Source organism: Microcystis sp. M090S1 (assembly GCF_020246295.1).
In the GTDB taxonomy this organism is placed as follows: Bacteria; Cyanobacteriota; Cyanobacteriia; order Cyanobacteriales; family Microcystaceae; genus Microcystis; species Microcystis aeruginosa.
The window spans coordinates 1-17,510 of sequence record NZ_JADBTF010000158.1 but is presented as its reverse complement, the minus strand read 5'-3'; the positions used below and the strand labels follow the sequence as shown (position 1 = coordinate 17,510).

Below are 17,510 nucleotides of genomic sequence, written 5' to 3'. Positions count from 1 at the left end.
TGTTGACATAGTTTTGTAACCATGACCAACTTACCCCTGTTACTCTAGCAATTCCTCGTCAGGAAATTCGTTCGAGTAAGAGTTTATCAATTAATTGTTTGGTTTCGTCAGAGACAGTTTTATTAGTGGGATTGATCACAAACTGACGACCACATTCTTTACCTTGACGTTTGGGTTTTACATTATGAATAGAACCATTCTTGATAGTATGGTGAGAACCACAATTAGGACAGGGGAATAGAGGTGAAGGGGGGACTTTGTTCGGTGCTAGACTGATATTTGAGTAAGCCAGACAGGAGCCAGAAAAAGATATTTATCAGAAAAGTCATGATCAAGCTAGAGGTTTAAAGACTGATTGGGTTCCAATTATTTTTATTAATAAATATTTTACACAATTCATACCAGGTAAGCAAGAGAGCTACGCCACTACTACCGAATCATTACCCCCTCGATGTTTTGACTCAGGGAGTTATTCATCGCATTCCCTGTAAAAGCCCAATCGTCTTCGTATAATCCAAAGGATTGAAAAAACAGAAAATGGGCAATCCAAACTACAATGCCTAAAAGTCCATAGATAATTAGAGGAGAAGACTTGATTGAGAAAAAAGGAATTTCAATTTTTCTTTTCATATCGTGGGAATGTCAAAACTTATTTTTTCATAAATGGCATCTTGATAAATTTTTCAGTGGGGGGGGTGTAAAATCCCCTAAAGCCTTTCCATACTTTTCCTCCTTGCCTAATATTTTCATTAGCAAGAGCAACCCAATATTTATTAGAAAAGTTAACCAGATCTTTACTATTTTTTTGTGTATTTAGTCTCTCTGGAAACTCAAAATAGTCAACCAATGATTCCTTGCCAGTTGTCATAAATGAGATTTCTGAGGTATCCGGAGAAACTTGAGAAAATTCTCTCATTTTCTCGAAGTTAGTGTATGCGGTTAGTCTTGCCTGTAACAATACTGGTATCAACAAGAAAAATATCCACACTAATCCTAAGTGATAATTAATCTTAGATATTTGTGACGATAAAGAATAAAATAACCATACAAAACTAATAGCAGTGAGAGCTGACGATGCTACCCACTGACGCGGAAGAATCCAGTAATGATTAAGTAGTGAAACATACGATAGGAATATAGAAATTAACATTGAAGCAATTAATACAAGACATGGAGTCACTATCGTGCGCAAAGCTCTTATCTTATTAGTCGCAAGCAAAAGCACTAGGACTACTGACAGAATAGATAGCCCAAAAACTATCCAGATATATTCTCCTAAAAACTCGAAATGGCTGAAAGAAAAAAAGGTCTTAACTAGATCTTCCCTTTTAACCCATTGGAATGGGTCAAAGTTAAATTGAAAATCTGGTCTGCCTCTCATCCAAGTTAATTGGCCCAGAACAAAAAACACTACATTTCCCAATAGTAATATCCATAAATTTATATGTTTCAAAGCATTAGCGAAGGAGAATTTAAAATTGTTATTAATTTCAATAATTTGTTGTAAATAAGTAATTAAAACTATTGCAAACCAGTAAAAAATAAAATAAGGATGGAATAATATCCCTATAAGAACAGAAAAAATACCAAAGCTAAAACCAATTAGGCTTTCTCTTTTTTGATCGGGCAAAGAGTAATATGTGAAGGTACAAACAGTAGCTGCTACTAGAGGCATATAGGGACGAGCTTCACCAAGATAATACATTGTTTGATTCTGTCCAAAAATTGCTAGAACTCCCATAATTTGCCAAACGAGAGGCATTTTCCATATCCGAAAAAGCGCAATTGCAGCAAGATAAAGTATTATTCCAGACAAAATACTAGGTAACCTTAACCAAAAAGCACTAGCTCCCCCTAATTTCAGTAACCAATAATCCAATAACATATAAATTCCAGTCTGCCCATGGTTTATCCCAAGAATTGACTTCTGGATGACATTCCATGCGTTTGTTGTGTTTTCATAACTTCCTAGAGCAAAATGCAAAAATTCATCTATCCAAATGGGTCTTCCCATGGAGGAATGTAAAACAACACAGGCAACGACTAATATGGTTAATACAATATTAGAAAGATTTAAATCAAAAGTAACTTTTCTTTTTTGAGAGTTTGATTTAGTTTTCATAAGGGATGATTCGTTTATCAAATAAATTCTGCAACAAGAAAATTGGTTCGCTTGCTTGAGCAATTTCAATGCTTTTTGCACTCTAGTGAATATTCTTTTTGCCAGATTCCTACAATTGACTTCCCCAAATTGTACCTCAACACAGGATCAAGTATTACTGAGATGGGTACCATTAATCGATCCCATAGTTTTATTTGTTGAAGAGTGGGCGTTTTTTGTTGAAGAAATCTGTTACTTAAAGATGCCAACAGTCCCACCGAATCTAGATAGAGAAATCGGATAGGTAATAGACCGTTCGTAGTGAGTTTTTTAAGGGTATTTCTGTTGTAACGCCGGTAGTGACCAATAGCCAGATCAAACTCAGAAAAGAGCCATTGGTGGGCTGGAGATAGAACGATTAAAAAGCCACCTGGTTGCAAATGTTTAACAGCCAGTTTGATTTCTCCATGGTCGTCTTCGATATGTTCTAAAACATCAATGTAAATTATTGTATTAAATTGCTCCTTTTCTGATAAGTTCGATAGGGTGCCTTGTTGGATTTCACAACAAACTGGCAGATCGGTCCTGCTTTCCAGAGTTTCGACCAGGGAGTTATCGGGTTCAAGACACAACCAACGCCTATGACTAGAACAACACAACGATTTTGTCGCACTACCAATACCGGCACCGACCTCGAGTACGTCCTCGCCAAGATACTTGTTAATCACGACATAGCAGTATTTTTTCCAGTTCTTAGCTAGTCCAAAAAGATTTAATTCAGAACCAATGTACTTGTAGTTATTCATTTTTTGTATACAAGGAACTTGTTGACAGTACAAAACAGTGATAGTCTCTTATGGGCAAGAAGTTAGTGTTATCTCTACCGTTAAGTATAAGGAAGATAAATGCTAGGGATATAGTAAACATCTGGAGTATAACAGAAAAAAGCACAATCAGGAGAAAAGAAGCCCATCCTGGTATTGCCCAGTTGGTCATTAAACGAATAGCTATCACAACAAGGACTAATGTGATCGCAACTAGCATTAGCGCAATGGAAGCAAGAAGAAGCCTAACTCCTACTTTCTCGCCATATACAGATATAGCACTCAAGCCATGGGTAACCAGGGAGGTAAAGTTCATTTTTGATTTTCCACAATAGCGTTTTGCACGACGAGTGGGAATATCCTTGCATGGTATTTTTGCTTTCAAAATGCCAGCCGCATAATGGTTCCAGATTTCTGAAACTACTGTCAATCTAGGTAGTAGTCGAAATGGGATGACACTGAAGTTCCCTACCTGAATATTGAAACCGGTTAACATCCAGTATATACCACGATAAGTTTTGTAAAATAGTTGAAACTGCCAAGGTTCAGAACGCTGACTACGACGAGCAAAAATGACGCTATTGAGGTTTTCAGTTTGGCAACAGTCAATAAGTCTCATCGCTTCATTTGGGCTATCTTCCCCGTCTCCATCCATCACGACTACTATATCTGTTTGAAAATTTTCTTGAACATAAGCTAAGCCAATGGTGATTGCTCGCTGATGCCCCAGATTACGCTTTAGGTGTAGAACAAAAACACTTTCTATTGCAGACAGACTTCTGAGAGGCAGATTACCATATTCGTTATTAGATGAATCGTCAACGGCAAGAATTTGTCCAACCTTTTGATTTTGTTTAAGAGCACAATCCAAGTCCGACAATAGTACTGACAGAGACTCCCAATCATTAAATACGGGAATAACAAAAAGGATTTGATCGCAAGTATTATTAGCATACTTCATAAAAACAAGACTCCATCTTGGGGGATCGGCAAGTACATTTTGTTCACAAAACAATAGATAACTCAAGAGAAAATACAAAATTGACTGTATAAAGAGTCGGTTAATAGGCATTAGAGAAGTAAGTTGCGGGCATGACACAAGAACACCATTTAAGTGCTTCACTAAAAACAGAATGTTCTTGAAAAAAGAAAACATTTCCCCATGAACTACCAACGGAGATTAAGTGATTACAATAAAAACTCACCTCATTATTAGGAAATACTCGATAAATTACAATAAACCAATGATAGCCGCGTAATTTCATTGCTTCGACAAGACTCGGTAAGCGGTTGTCCACCCCAAACTCACCAAAAGGAAACTTTTCATCCCAAAACTCAGCAACTACCACAGGGTAACGATAGTCACCCATCCCTTGAATAACTTGTAAGTCAAAACCTTCGGTATCAATTTTTACCAAACCAACTTCCGAGGGAACCTGCTGTTGCTGATGTAAGGTTTCCAGAGTTGTCACCGTAATAGGGACTGTTTCTGTAAAGACCATTCCTTCTGGTAACGAATGGATGTTAATACTGCTCAGTAGAGTATAGTCAGCGTCAGGATAAAGGGGTTGACTATTGGGGTCATTAACTAGATTTTGATCCCCGACTAGGTGAAGCTCTCTCTCCTCATTTATCGCTCCTAATGCTAAAGGAAAAACCTGAAGATTAGAGAAATTAGATAGACGATTTTTTAATTTTTCCACAACGGGTAAAAACGGTTCAAAGGCATAAACTTCATAGCCTGTTTGCAATAGTCGTTCTGTTACATCCCCCTGATTGGCTCCAATATCTAAGGCAGAAGGATAGGGAAGATAGGAGTATAAATAACACATCAATTCAACTTCAATCCCTTGAAAATTTGATTGATTAGTGACAACCTTAAATTTATAATTATGAAGATATTCATAAACTTTACTTAGCACTTGTTGATTAAGTTGAAAACGTTCTCGTGTTTCCTCTTGAAATGCTTGAAAAGTTTGATAAATAGCTTGCTGTTGTTGTTGAGAATCTTGATAAATTCTTTCGATCGCCTGATAAATAGCTTGCTGTTGTTGTTGAGAATCTTGATAAATTCTTTTGATCGCCTGATAAATAGCTTGCTGTTGTTGCTGGGAATCTTGGTTAAATTGTTGAATGCCTTGGACGAGATCAACGGAAAACTTGAGCAAAAAGGCTTGATTTTCCAGTGATAAATCAGCCTTTCGCTTGGTTTCTGCATTTTCTTGTCGGATTTGCTCCGTGGAGTTATTGAGTTGCTCAACCTTAAAATCTAAGGGATCAAGCTGATTAAGTTTCTCCAGTTTTTGGATTTGTTCCAGTTGGACATGACTGAGTGAATCAAGTTTTTCTAGAAATAAATCTTTGACCGCTTTAACTCGCTGAACTATCTTATTTTTGGCTAATAATTTCTTGATCATTTTGGCTAGTGATTAGGTAAATTGTCTTAAGCTTGACTGGGAGAATTTTCAATTTTGCGGCTAGTTTCGGGAACTAACAAATCCTGACGAATAAAAACCACTTCCTTTTGGAGAAGTGTGCCATCAATGGGAGATCTCCATTCGCCGGTTTCGTCATAATAACGGAAACCAAGCTGATCCAAAAGATTAAGCATTTCATTGAAGACGAGAGCGTTCTGATCATAGCGAATAAAGGAGAGTTCAGCAACGACTAAATCCACCTGAGCGATAAATTCTTTGGCTCCTTCTAAAACGATATGCTCGGCACATTGCACGTCTAATTTTAATATTCCTCTGCCAGAAATTTGCTGATCTGTCGCCACCTGATCGAGGGTTTTTACCGCCACTGTAATCGTTTCATAGTTTCTAAAATCGGCGGGAGTGAGCAAGGAACTTCCGTATAAATCGGGGGAAACCTGAAAACTTAACTGACCAGCTTGATTAGAGATGGCAATTTCTAGTAATTCCGCTTTAGGAATATTACAGATATAGTAATTTCTGGCCGATTGCTCGTATTTTGAGATTAGCGGATCGATGAGGATAAAGCGAGCTTCAGGGAATAATTGACTAGCGGTATGAGACCAAATACCGTGGGAAGCTCCCACATCAACCACAAAATCTGGCTGATATTTTTGCCCTCGTAAACGTCGCATCACTTGATAGACTTGAGCATAATCTTTATAAATAATTGCGGGAACGGGGGGTTCAATAAAGTGAACTAAATCGATCGGCGATCGAGGTAAAATCGCTTCAAATCTGTCATCGGCCGCTTGTTCCTTTTCTAGGGACTGCCACACCCATTGATCGATCCCTTTATCGGAGAATTTGGCTGCTACTTTAACGGCATTTTCTCGCATTCTTTGCTGATTTTCTGGTTGAAGAACGTAGTCCACGGCTGCGGCCAAACTTTCAGGTGTATAATCACAAACCACACCGATTTGAAAGCGATTAATAAAGTTAGCCGCCGAGGTTTTATTACTGCCTAAAAGAATTACTGGGGTGTTCGCGGTGGCGAGGTTAAAAATAATCCGGCCGGGTAAACTAAGGCGAGACAATTGTGTCCGATCATCTCTTTCGTCCATGGTTCCGGTGGGAACAATAACAAAGGGATATGCTTGTAGTTGTTGTCCTAGTTGTTCTTCGGGATAAAGTCCTTGGCTATAAAGTCCCCATTTTTCTAATTCTGCGGCAGATTCTTTGAGCCAATAATAGTTAGAATTGCCATACCAATCTAGTTTAATCCCTGCCCCTTGAATACTCTCTAACAGAGATTGGAACCATTGGCGACTCCAAATGCTCCCTAATAAAGCTCCCCATTTTTCTTGACAGCGTTGGGGAGAAACTTCGGCAACTTCACTATTAATGAGACGGTGGGGAACGATCGCCGGTAGGAGCCAAAATTTGTAGCCGTACTTATTCTCGTAAGCGTCGCGGAGTTCGGGATGGGTGGCAAAACGAACGGAACATTTGCTTAAAAACTCTTTCATTAAAGCATCGGGAATCTCCTGAACGCAGATATTCTGATCGTCCATGATGTAGGTGGCAAGGGGAACGTTAAATAATTCCTTAATAGCGATCGCTGTCAGAATATCGCTGGCGTAATAAGGGACACAAAAAACTTTTTGGACTTGATGGTGTCCGAGAGTTTGTAGAATTGATTGAAATATCGCTGGTCGCGACATTTTCTTATGGTCAAGGTGGAAGCTTAAGACCCCGAATTGTTGTTCACCACCATAGTGATTATCGGAACGGATGGAAATAATCTCGCTATCATCGGGAAAGATTCTTCTGACCAAGGCTCCTGTCCCGTGACTTTGATTGACTTCACTAGCGGTAACGATCACACTACACTTAAGGCTATTTTTCTCGAATTGTTCAAAGCGATTATCGATGGGTTTTCCTTGTTCTAAGGATCTCCAGAGCCAATCATCAAAATTATCGGCTTTTAAGCTTTTGGCTAATTTTTGACTGGAATAACGGAACCGCAGTTGATTGCTTTCTATTTGCAGTTTCTCTATTTCTGCTAATAAGCTTTGAGCTTTATAATCACAGACAGTTCCTAGGTCGAATTCTTTGACGAACTGAGCGGCGGCACTATCTTCACGGCCAACAATAATGATCGGAGTATTAGCAACGGCGGTAATAAAGGGAATGCGGGAAGGCAAACTCAAACAGGCGAATTCGGGCCGCTCTTGTTCGTTTTCAGAACTGGCGGTGGGAACGATTGCAAAAGGGGCTTGACGTAAGTAGTAGATGAGAGCATCTTGGCTGCAGTAACCTTTAAAAAAGATACCATCTTGTTCTAACTCTGCTTCTTGGAATTGCAACCATTGACGATTAGGATTGCCATACCAATCTAATTTGATCTGGGATTCTCGACATAATTGCCTGAGATTTTCTAACCAAGTCTGAGACCAGATATTACCGATCAAAATCCCTCTTGCCATAGAATCGGGTGCGGTAATTTCTGGAGGCATTAAATAACTTTCCACTAGGGGCGGTACAAACCAAATTTTCCTTTCGTATTTTTTGCTATAGGCTTGACAAAGGGGCTTAGAAATGCCTAAAATTAGATCGCTGCTATCGAGTAATTTCTGAACGGCTTCATCGTCAACGCCATCAACATAGACATTCTGATCATCCATCAGGTAGGTACAAACGGGTACTTGAAAGAGAGATTTAATCGCTGTGGCTACATAAAAATCTTCGACAAAGTAGGGAATTACTAAGACTCTTTTCGGTTTTAAATAAACAAATAAATTTTGGATTTTTACTAAAATTTCCCCGTAGGAACAACCGCGCACATCTAGACAAAAATTCTGAACGCCAAAATCTTGCTCCCCTCCGTAGAGATTAGTGGTTCGTAAGGAGACTATCCCACTGGTATCAGGGAAAATTCTCTTTAAAAGAACGCCCACCCCGTGCCGCTCGTTAACCTCGTTGGGTGAGACGATAACATTATAACTTTCTTGGAATTTTTCGGCAAAACTATTTAAGTCTTGTAACGACAAACTAAGTTCTTTTTGTAGTTCCTGATAAGAGGTGAGCATAATGATTAATTATAATAGACTTTAACTATAGACATTCCATTGACTCTGACAGGTTTTCTCAGAAAAAAAAGGTATAAACTCGTTCTTGGTTATCCCTCTAGAAATTTTATATTTTTCGATATACCCTGTCAAATTTATTCTCATCCATCCCACAAAACGGAGATTGATCCTTGCAATGCTTAATGTTTTAAGATTGTTCATTTCCTTTTTACTAACTTCGGCGACCGCTCTCACAATGACCTTTTTATATCGCTTTTTGTTTCCCCATCGGGAATTATCATCTTGCCTTGGCAGACTAGAACTGATGCACCACCCACAGAAACTTCCGTAATTTCACGGTTGTTTTTCTGAAACTTTAATTGTAAACTGCTGGGTCTGCCCATTTCCACCCCTTGAATTATCGTCCATTGATTCATCCCTTCCCTAGAAGATTCTAACCCCCCTAGGTAGCCCGCTAAAGCGGCCACAGCCGAACCGGTGGCGGGATCTTCCATAACTCCCAAACCGGGGGCAAACATTCGGCCATAAATACGATATTGGGGTGATTCTGGGTCAAAACAGCAGACAAAAAGGGAATTAGCGGGGGATTGTCCCAATAATGATGACCAGAGACTTAGATTTAGTTTTATTTTCCCTAAAACATCTCGGTTTCTAACGGGGATGAATAAAAAAGCAAGGCCACAGGAAAAGGCGCGGGGGGGATAACCGGGTAAGAAATCGGCAACGCTGAGGGAAAGAATCGCCGCTAAATCATCGAGAGCATAAGTATCCGTCACTAATTCTGGCAATTGTGCCACTTTTAACTCACTATAGACCGGTTTTTCCCCCTCCATGCTAATTTTTACCGGTACTAAACCGACTCCTTCCTCCAGATAAATCGTGGTTTCTTGGTGGGGGGGAATAGCAGCGATTAGGGCTAAAATATAGGCCGTGCCGACGGTAGGATGACCAGCAAAGGGTAATTCGGTACTGGGGGTAAAAATCAGGACTTTTTTAGTGCCTTGGGGTGTTTCTGGCGGAAAAACGAAGACTGTCTCCGAGAAGTTAAATTCGGCGGCGATTTTTTGCATCTGGGTGGGGTTTAATCCAGACGCTTCCGGAAAAACCGCCAGGGGATTACCGCCAAAAATGCGATCGCTAAAAACATCGGCGGTATAGTAGGAATAGATAGGCACGCGGGGGATAGAGCAACAGTTATCGGAGAATTTTTTCATCTTACAACTATTTTCACCCGTGACCGCCCCGGCGTTCTGTCTAGGGATAGATTCTCCCCGTCAGTCCTGTTAGTCTCTGTTTATTAAGAAATAATTAAAATACAGAGTTTTTCCTAAAGATAAGGTATGTCTTGATAGGGCATCGTCTCGGAGTCTCCTCATAGCTGCTACAGGCTCTACTACTTATTCGGTTCTAATCTGGCTAATAAACTGACTAACTTATCTCTAACGGAATTGTGAGTGTATTCGTCTTCAGGGTGAGGTTTCTGATTGGGTTTTTGAAAATAGGGACGTTCCCCGTATAATTGTCCCCATTTCACATCGACTCGGTGTACTAATTCATAGAGTAATTCTTGATTGTCTAAAATTTCTTCTAGGATTAACTGTAAAGCTTGAACGGGATTATCTAAATTTTGACTGACTTTTGTTAATTCTTCATCAACGATAAGCTGTAAAATTATCTGCAAAGCTCCCGAAGAATCCCCTAAATTAGCGGCAATAAACTGTTTAATTTCAGTCCTTACCTGCACTAATTTGGGGACAGGAGATTCCCCTTTGAGGAAATCCGCCCCCTCTTGAGCGATAAAATCTGCTAGGGTAAACTCGCGCCTTTCGATGATATCTTGGGAAAAATCTGGTTCTTCAGGGGTCATAAACTAAAAAGATTAGCGATAATAGACTCTAAGACTTATTGTGACATTTTTAGGAATATCTATGGGCATCGATCGCAGAGAGTTTCAGCAGCGTCGTCAGCAGGTAATGGAAAAAATCGGCCATGGAACCGCAATTTTTCGCAGTGCGCCCATGGCGGTCATGCACAATGACGTAGAATACACCTATCGTCAGGATAGTGACTTTTTTTACCTGACAGGATTTAATGAACCCGATGCGGTGGCGATTTTAGCACCCCATCACCCCGAACATCAGTTTATCCTGTTCGTGCAGCCAAAAGACCCAGAAAAAGAAACTTGGACCGGCTATCTCCACGGTGTGGAAGGAGCAAAGGAGATTTTTGGTGCTGATGAGGCCTATTCTATCCAAGAATTGGAGGAAAAATTACCCCAATATCTCGAAAAAGCCGAACGAATTTATTATCATCTCGGACGGGACAAAACTTTTAATACAAACGTTCTTAATCACTGGCAAAAATTAATCGCCACTTTTCCCCGTCGCGGCACCGGACCGACTGCTTTAGAGGATACTAATTTTATTCTCCATCCTTTGCGCTTACTGAAAACCGAGGCCGAATTGGACAATATTCGCAAAGCAACCGCTATTTCGGCCCAGGCACATAATCGGGCCAGAGAATTCACCAAAGTTGGTCACTACGAGTATCAAATTCAAGCGGAAATTGAGCATACTTTTCGCCTAGAAGGGGGTATGGGTCCTGCTTATCCTTCTATTGTCGCTAGTGGTGCTAATGCCTGTATTCTGCACTATATCAACAATAATCGCCAAGTACAAGAAAATGAGCTTTTATTAATTGATGCCGGTTGTGCCTACAATTACTATAACGGTGATATTACCCGCACTTTTCCCGTTAATGGTAAATTTACCCCCGAACAAAAAATTATCTATGAAATTGTTCTGGAAGCTCAATTAAAGGCGATTGAAGTGGTAAAAACCGGTAATCCTTATAATCTTTTTCATGACACAGCCGTGAGGACAATTGTGGAGGGATTAGTGGATTTAGGGCTATTGGTCGGCCCCATTGATGAGATAATTAAAGAGGAAAAATATAAGCCTTTTTATATGCACAGAACCGGTCATTGGTTAGGATTAGATGTCCATGATGCAGGAGGTTATAAAGTTAACGAAGAAACTTGGCAAACTTTGCAGCCTGGTCATGTTTTAACCGTGGAACCGGGGATTTATATCTCCCCCGATATTAAACCGGCTGAAGGACAGCCGGAAGTGCCGGAAAAATGGCGGGGTATCGGTATCCGTATCGAAGATGATGTGTTAGTTACTGCCACAGGAAATGAGGTTTTAACTGCAACGGTTCCCAAAAAAGTTGAGGATATCGAATCTTAAGTAAAAAGCTAGGTGTTAAAAATTGTCAGATTCCCCCTAACCCTAGGGTTGATTCATAGTAGGGTTGATTCATGGTAGGGTTGATTCATGAATCAACCCTACCCCCCTTAAGGAGATTCAATTAAGTTTTTTCTAGAGATTATTATGGTTGTCACCAAAGAAAAATTATATACCTTTGCGGAATATTTAAATTATCGAGACTGCACGGATAATAAATACGAATTATTTAACGGAGAATTAATTTCTATGCCGCCCGCTAGTGGCTTTCATGCTTTGATACTTAGATATATATTTAAGGTGTTAGAAAGGGAAATAGAGAGGCTACAATTAGACTGGCAAGTTATGCCCGCTACGGTGGGAATTCGCACCGATAAAGCTAAATCGAGAATTCCAGATTTAATGATTTTAACTGCTGAACAATGTCAAGAGATTAGAAATATGACCACAGCAGTGATTGAATTTTCTCCCCTCTTAGTTGTAGAAATTGTTAGCCCCGGTAATGCCGATGATGACTACCGTTATAAACGTTCAGAATACGCAGTGAGAGGCATTCCTGAATACTGGATTATCGATCCTATGGCTCTAAAAATATCAGTTTTAACCCTGATTTCTGGATTTTATGAACTGGCAGAATTTAACAACGAAGATAGAATAATATCGGTAACATTTCCCGATTTAAAATTAACTCCTCAAATGGTCTTTGAATACTAAAATCTTGGCTGGAGGTTATCATGATTGCTACCAAACCAAAAAAATATACCTTTACAGAATATTTAAATTATCAGGACTCCACAGATAATAAGTACGAATTATTTAACGGAGAATTAATTTCTATGCCTCCTGCTAGTGGCTTTCATGCTCTAATTCTTGCCTTTATTTATGATTATTTAATGGCAGAAATTAAAAGATTAAATCTAACTTGGAAAGTTATGCCCGCTACGGTGGGAATTCGCACCGATAAAGCTAAATCGAGAATTCCAGATTTAATGATTTTAACTGCTGAACAATGTCAAGAGATTAGAAATATGACCACAGCAGTGATTGAATTTCCTCCCCTCTTAGTTATAGAAATTGTTAGCCCCGGTAATGCCGATGATGACTACCGTTATAAGCGTTCAGAATACGCAGTGAGAGGCATTCCTGAATACTGGATTATCGATCCTATTGCTGTAAAAATATCGGTTTTAACCCTGATTTCGGGATTTTATGAACTGGCAGAATTTCACAACGAAGATAGAATAATATCGGTAACATTTCCCGATTTACAATTAACTCCTCAAATGGTCTTTGCACAGTAGCATTATTAACGATTATGACTATCCCCTTAGAAATCCAACAACGTTGCCAACAACTAAAAACAGAACTACAAAGAGCCAGTTATGCTTATTATGTTCTTGATGATCCTTTTATACCCGATAGCGTTTATGATCAACTTTATCGGGAATTAGAAGACATAGAAAAGCGTTATCCCCAATTAATCACCCCCGATAGTCCCACCCAAAGAGTCGGGGATAAAATCTCTAGTCAATTCGTTTCTGTCCCTCATAATATTCCCCTGTATAGTCTCGAAAATGCCTTTAACCTCGAAGAATTAAATAAATGGGGCAGCCGTTGGCAAAGATATGTAAATGAAAGCCAAGACACGGAATATGTGTGTGAATTAAAAATTGATGGTTCCGCGTTAGCTTTAACCTACAAAAACGGCTTTTTAGTCAGAGGTGTTACTAGAGGGGATGGAGTCACTGGCGAAGATATTACCCCCAATGTGCGGACAATTCGCTCTATTCCTTTACGCTTAAATATAGATAATCCCCCAGCAATTGTGGAAGTGCGCGGCGAAGCTTTTTTACCCGTCGATACCTTCGATAAAATCAATCAAGAAAGAGAAGAAAAAAGGGAATCTCTCTTTGCTAATCCCCGCAATGCGGCAGCGGGAACCCTACGACAATTAGATCCGAAAATAGTTGATAAAAGACGCTTACAATTTTTTGCCTATACCCTGCATTTAGACGATAACAATATCACTACTCAATGGCAATCCTTAGATAGATTAGAAACCATGGGATTTCTGGTTAATCCCCACCGTCAACTCTGTCCATCCCTGCAAGAAGTGGCGCAATACTATCAAGATTGGCAAGAAAAACGTCATCAATTAGCCTACATGACCGATGGTGTCGTAGTCAAAATCAACGATTTACAGCGACAAAATCGGTTAGGATTCACCCAAAAATTCCCCCGGTGGGCTATCGCTTTAAAATATCCTGCCGAAGAAGTCCCCACGGTAGTTAAAGATATTATCGTCAATGTGGGACGCACTGGCGCGGTTACACCCATGGCGGTGATGGAACCGGTACAGGTAGCAGGAACCACCGTACAAAGGGCTACTTTACATAATAGCGATCGAGTGGCCGAATTAGATATCCGCATCGGTGACACGGTAATTATCCGCAAAGCGGGGGAAATTATCCCAGAAGTGGTGAGAATCCTGCCCGAATTGCGTCCTAACCAGACTTTACCCTTCCAGATGCCCACTAATTGCCCTGAATGTCAATCTCCCCTAGTTCGTCTGGTGGGGGAAGCGGTGACGCGCTGTGTTAATAGTTCCTGTCCGGCGATTTTGCGGGGAAGTGTAGTACACTGGGCTAGTCGCGATGCCCTCGATATCCGGGGATTAGGGGAAAAAGTGGTGATTTTGCTGATTGAACAGGGATTAGTTACCGCCATTTCTGACCTCTACAGCCTCGAAAAAACGGAAATTGCCAAATTAGACCGAATGGGCGAGAAATCAGCCTTAAATTTGATTACAGCTATGGCTCAGAGCAAAAATCAAAGCTGGTCGAGGGTACTTTATGGGCTAGGAATTCGCTATGTGGGCAGCGTTAACGCCAAAATTCTCGCCGAAAGTTTTCGGACTGTGGAGGAGTTAGCTAACGCCAGCGTGACTAATTTAGCCTCTGTCTATGGTATCGGTGAAGAAATCGCTCAATCGGTCTATGATTGGTTTAGAATCGAGGCTAATCGGGATTTAGTCGCTAAATTACAGGCAGCGGGTTTACAATTTGCCGCAGCAGCAAAAACCACCACCACTAAAGCCACCTTAGCAGGGAAAACCTTTGTGATTACTGGCACTTTACCAACTCTCAAACGGGAGGAGGCCAAAGAATTAATCGAAAAAGCTGGGGGGAAAGTGACGGGTTCTGTCAGCAAAAAAACCGATTATTTAGTGCTAGGAGAAGCGGCGGGTTCTAAGCTAGAAAAAGCCCTAGAATTGGGCATTACTCAGCTAACCGAAGCACAATTACTCGAATTAATCAAGGCTTAAAAGCTTAAGATTGGAGCAAATCTGCCGAAGCATTGTCAAGTTTAAATAAAAATATAGTCAAACATAGTCATTCACGGTAAAATAAGCTCATCAAACCGCCGGTCGCTGGTAGGAGGTTTTTGTTTTGGGGAGACTCCGAGACGATGCCCTGTCCGGTTATACTTCATCTTTATGAGAAACGCCGTCACTAAAAAAATCGCTAATTAATCGGGTAAATAAAAGCTGATAGCTAAAAAAACTGATAGCTGATAACCCGGGAGAAAATATAATTGTAGCTACCTACCCATTCCTGATTAATTGCTATGGCAGAAGAAACCACCACCCCCGCAACTCCGGCAGCAGAAGCAGCAAAACCGGCTCAACCTGCGGCTGCTAAAAAACCCAAGGAGCCAACCGTCGAGGAAAAACCCTTCGCTGAATTTATTGAGCAGCATTTTCAGCCCGCACTGGCGGCAGCCTTGCAAAAGCTCGGTATAAGTGATATAAAGCTGTCCTTTAAACAGGATAAAATTCCCGTGCAGGGCTTTTCTAGCTCTCCCTGTTGGCAGTTAACTGGCAATTGGCTCGAGGGAATGCGTCAATTTAGCATTTATTTTTTAGAAGAAGACATCAATGGCAAAAAAGCTTTTTCTCAAGCTGAGGGCGGCGCTCAACCTAGTACCCTTGAATCATTTATGATCGATGAAAGGAAAGTTAGTCTTGATTTACTGTTGTTTTACACCAGGCAACGGCTTAACGGTCAAAAGTGGTTGACTAGAAACTAAAATTGCTGAGGATTAGCGATCGAGAAGGGGGGTAAAATGAGTATAGACGACCACCGCTTATCGATCGCTAATAGTAATTATGCGTGTATTTGTACTACTTTTTAACGCAGGCACAGAAAACGAAGGTATCCACACCATTCAAATGGGAGCTATCAATAAGGTGTTGATGTTTGAATCGGAAGATGATGCCACCCGTTATGCTCTGCTGTTAGAGGCACAGGATTTTCCGACTCCCACGGTAGAGAAAATTGATTCGGAGGAAGTGGCAGAATTTTGTCGCGGCGCCGGCTATCAAGCGGAAATGATTGAAGCGGGTATGTTGGTAATTCCCCCCGAAAGCAATGCCGAGGAGTTGGATTGGCAAAAAGAGGAAGTCCCCCCCGCCGAGGAGGAGTTTTCCGAGATTCCCGATGCGGAGTTAGACAGCATCCGTCGTCGTCTAGAAGGACTTTTGTAATAAACCTCTTGTGGAAATCGAAAATTGTCCTGCTTGGTTAGGAGACAGGAGACAGTAGCCAGTAGTCAGGAGTTCGGAGTCAGAAGACAGGACAATAAATCGGCGTTGTTCCCTGTTCCCTGTTCCCTGTTCCCTGACCACTGATAACTGACCACTGATAACTGATCACTGATCACTGAATATGACAACCGTGGGGGAATTGGGCGAAAATTTGGTGGCGGATTGGTTGCAATTACAGCAATGGCATATCCTCCAGCGTCGTTGGCGTAGTGCTGGCGGTGAAATCGATTTAATCGTCTTGTCTAAATCTCAGGCGACTCTCGCTTTCGTCGAGGTTAAAACCCGCAGTGCTGGCAATTGGGATTTAGGGGGCAAATTAGCGATCAATGACCGTAAACAAGGGAAAATTTACCAAGCTGCCCAGATATTTCTCGCCTTTTATCCCCAATGGTCTGATTTAAGCTGTCGCTTCGATGTGGCGTTAGTTAGTTGTCAAAAAAGTTCTCTATTAGCTTTACCTGAGTTTTCCCTTGATTATCCCTGTCAGCTACAGGCAGGTTATCAATTGCAATTACAGGAATATCTCGTGGCGGTTTTCTAAAAACACAATAGGCCCGCCTAGGGAGGCGGGCTTCATCTTGTACAAACGATATGGACTCCTAAAAAATTGACGGACTCAATACAATAGAGGTTTACAGAACCCACAACAGTCTATCTGTCAACTATCAAGATTTCTCAGTTTACCGACTCAGGTGCTGATTACGGCTCACTCCATCTGTCCTATATCGAGCAACAGAGGCGAAACCATACTTTACTTTACAAACTTTGAGAATCTGCGTCCGATTTAGCTGTTGCGTTGAGCTAGAGCAGGTGGCACAGGCTCTAGGTCTTTTTGCCTGGAAGGAAGTTGAGTCGCTTCCTTTGTGCCTTATGTTTTTAAGATAACACGTTTGTCAGGACTCGATCGACCTTGTGATTAAAGTTTACACTTATTGATTTTTAGCAAAAATTGCCGTTACAAAACTATAGATAAGTGGCTGATAGATGTAGATATTTTACAACTAAGAAGAAGGGGAGTAGTAAAAAGCATCAACCAGAGTGGGAAGGAAAGAAATCCAGCGATGAAGGTCAATCGACAAACCTATGTGGGGTCTGCTGAATAAAGCTAAAAACCTTACAGGAAAGGGCTTTTAGCTTGATTGAGAGCTTCCCAAATGCACTTAAATCTGCTAGAATCGCTCAAAACCCCTGCATCTTCTCTCCTTAGTGCTAATGTACCGTAAAATCG

Annotated in this window: 15 protein-coding genes and 1 pseudogene; 7 read left to right on the top strand and 9 right to left on the bottom strand. The window is 40.8% G+C overall.

Features of this window, described 5'->3' with window-relative positions; all coding sequences use genetic code 11:
* Positions 1-61: 61 nt before the first annotated feature.
* From IM477_RS07145 to IM477_RS07105, 9 genes and pseudogenes are all read right to left on the bottom strand, one after another.
* A pseudogene (locus tag IM477_RS07145) lies at positions 62-277 on the bottom strand (IS1/IS1595 family N-terminal zinc-binding domain-containing protein); the annotation flags it as partial.
* Positions 278-429: 152 nt separating this feature from the next.
* Entirely contained in the window at positions 430-630 is a 201-nt protein-coding gene (locus IM477_RS07140; protein WP_287731121.1) for a hypothetical protein, read from the bottom strand.
* 19 nt (positions 631-649) lie between these two features.
* Positions 650-2,122 (bottom strand): hypothetical protein, encoded by a 1,473-nt coding sequence (locus tag IM477_RS07135; protein ID WP_287731119.1) that lies wholly within the window; start codon positions 2,120-2,122, stop codon positions 650-652.
* Positions 2,123-2,187: 65 nt separating this feature from the next.
* The gene (locus tag IM477_RS07130) at positions 2,188-2,907 is read right to left on the bottom strand and encodes a class I SAM-dependent methyltransferase (protein ID WP_287731117.1); all 720 of its coding nucleotides are present in this window, start codon (positions 2,905-2,907) and stop codon (positions 2,188-2,190) included.
* A complete protein-coding gene (locus tag IM477_RS07125) occupies positions 2,900-3,886 on the bottom strand; it encodes a glycosyltransferase (protein ID WP_287731116.1) in 987 nt (328 codons plus the stop codon). The genes IM477_RS07130 and IM477_RS07125 overlap by 8 nt, the downstream gene beginning before the upstream one ends.
* 100 nt (positions 3,887-3,986) lie before the next feature.
* Entirely contained in the window at positions 3,987-5,342 is a 1,356-nt protein-coding gene (locus tag IM477_RS07120) for an FkbM family methyltransferase (RefSeq protein WP_287731115.1), read from the bottom strand.
* A gap of 26 nt (positions 5,343-5,368) precedes the next feature.
* Entirely contained in the window at positions 5,369-8,431 is a 3,063-nt protein-coding gene (locus IM477_RS07115) for an FkbM family methyltransferase (protein ID WP_287731113.1), read from the bottom strand.
* Between the two features lie 230 nt (positions 8,432-8,661).
* Positions 8,662-9,606, bottom strand: coding sequence for a PhzF family phenazine biosynthesis protein (locus IM477_RS07110; protein ID WP_287731122.1), 945 nt, complete (start codon positions 9,604-9,606; stop codon positions 8,662-8,664).
* Positions 9,607-9,824: 218 nt separating this feature from the next.
* Complete coding sequence (locus IM477_RS07105) at positions 9,825-10,298, bottom strand: hypothetical protein (protein ID WP_287731111.1); 474 nt, start codon at positions 10,296-10,298, stop codon at positions 9,825-9,827.
* Between the two features lie 61 nt (positions 10,299-10,359).
* Between IM477_RS07105 and IM477_RS07100 the strand changes: the two genes are divergently transcribed.
* The 7 genes from IM477_RS07100 to IM477_RS07070 all read left to right on the top strand — a co-directional run bounded on the left by IM477_RS07100 (position 10,360) and on the right by IM477_RS07070 (position 16,823).
* The gene (locus IM477_RS07100) at positions 10,360-11,679 is read left to right on the top strand and encodes an aminopeptidase P N-terminal domain-containing protein (RefSeq protein WP_287731109.1); all 1,320 of its coding nucleotides are present in this window, start codon (positions 10,360-10,362) and stop codon (positions 11,677-11,679) included.
* 144 nt (positions 11,680-11,823) lie between these two features.
* Entirely contained in the window at positions 11,824-12,390 is a 567-nt protein-coding gene (locus IM477_RS07095) for a Uma2 family endonuclease (RefSeq protein WP_079209494.1), read from the top strand.
* A gap of 20 nt (positions 12,391-12,410) precedes the next feature.
* On the top strand, positions 12,411-12,977 hold the full coding sequence (locus IM477_RS07090) for a Uma2 family endonuclease (RefSeq protein WP_287731106.1): 567 nt from the start codon (positions 12,411-12,413) through the stop codon (positions 12,975-12,977).
* A 14-nt stretch (positions 12,978-12,991) separates the two neighbouring features.
* Positions 12,992-15,001 carry an NAD-dependent DNA ligase LigA gene (ligA, locus tag IM477_RS07085; RefSeq protein ID WP_287731104.1) on the top strand — a complete coding sequence of 670 codons (2,010 nt, stop codon included), beginning with the start codon at positions 12,992-12,994 and terminating at the stop codon, positions 14,999-15,001.
* Between the two features lie 302 nt (positions 15,002-15,303).
* Positions 15,304-15,765: a DUF2996 domain-containing protein gene (locus IM477_RS07080; RefSeq protein ID WP_287731102.1), complete on the top strand. Its 462-nt coding sequence runs from the start codon at positions 15,304-15,306 to the stop codon at positions 15,763-15,765.
* Between the two features lie 79 nt (positions 15,766-15,844).
* On the top strand, positions 15,845-16,222 hold the full coding sequence (locus IM477_RS07075; protein WP_079209497.1) for a DUF3110 domain-containing protein: 378 nt from the start codon (positions 15,845-15,847) through the stop codon (positions 16,220-16,222).
* 181 nt (positions 16,223-16,403) lie between these two features.
* The gene (locus IM477_RS07070; protein WP_002765893.1) at positions 16,404-16,823 is read left to right on the top strand and encodes a YraN family protein; all 420 of its coding nucleotides are present in this window, start codon (positions 16,404-16,406) and stop codon (positions 16,821-16,823) included.
* Positions 16,824-17,510: the final 687 nt, after the last annotated feature.

Excerpts from the sequence above, each read along its gene's own strand:
- ligA (WP_287731104.1), top strand. The coding sequence starts at position 12,992 with ATGACTATCCCCTTAGAAATCCAACAACGTTGCCAACAACTAAAAACA.
- IM477_RS07135 (WP_287731119.1), bottom strand. The coding sequence starts at position 2,122 with ATGAAAACTAAATCAAACTCTCAAAAAAGAAAAGTTACTTTTGATTTA.
- IM477_RS07120 (WP_287731115.1), bottom strand. The coding sequence starts at position 5,342 with ATGATCAAGAAATTATTAGCCAAAAATAAGATAGTTCAGCGAGTTAAA.
- IM477_RS07070 (WP_002765893.1), top strand. The coding sequence starts at position 16,404 with ATGACAACCGTGGGGGAATTGGGCGAAAATTTGGTGGCGGATTGGTTG.
- IM477_RS07100 (WP_287731109.1), top strand. The coding sequence starts at position 10,360 with ATGGGCATCGATCGCAGAGAGTTTCAGCAGCGTCGTCAGCAGGTAATG.
- IM477_RS07140 (WP_287731121.1), bottom strand. The coding sequence starts at position 630 with ATGAAAAGAAAAATTGAAATTCCTTTTTTCTCAATCAAGTCTTCTCCT.
- IM477_RS07130 (WP_287731117.1), bottom strand. The coding sequence starts at position 2,907 with ATGAATAACTACAAGTACATTGGTTCTGAATTAAATCTTTTTGGACTA.
- IM477_RS07080 (WP_287731102.1), top strand. The coding sequence starts at position 15,304 with ATGGCAGAAGAAACCACCACCCCCGCAACTCCGGCAGCAGAAGCAGCA.
- IM477_RS07075 (WP_079209497.1), top strand. The coding sequence starts at position 15,845 with ATGCGTGTATTTGTACTACTTTTTAACGCAGGCACAGAAAACGAAGGT.
- IM477_RS07090 (WP_287731106.1), top strand. The coding sequence starts at position 12,411 with ATGATTGCTACCAAACCAAAAAAATATACCTTTACAGAATATTTAAAT.
- IM477_RS07105 (WP_287731111.1), bottom strand. The coding sequence starts at position 10,298 with ATGACCCCTGAAGAACCAGATTTTTCCCAAGATATCATCGAAAGGCGC.
- IM477_RS07115 (WP_287731113.1), bottom strand. The coding sequence starts at position 8,431 with ATGCTCACCTCTTATCAGGAACTACAAAAAGAACTTAGTTTGTCGTTA.
- IM477_RS07095 (WP_079209494.1), top strand. The coding sequence starts at position 11,824 with ATGGTTGTCACCAAAGAAAAATTATATACCTTTGCGGAATATTTAAAT.
- IM477_RS07125 (WP_287731116.1), bottom strand. The coding sequence starts at position 3,886 with ATGAAGTATGCTAATAATACTTGCGATCAAATCCTTTTTGTTATTCCC.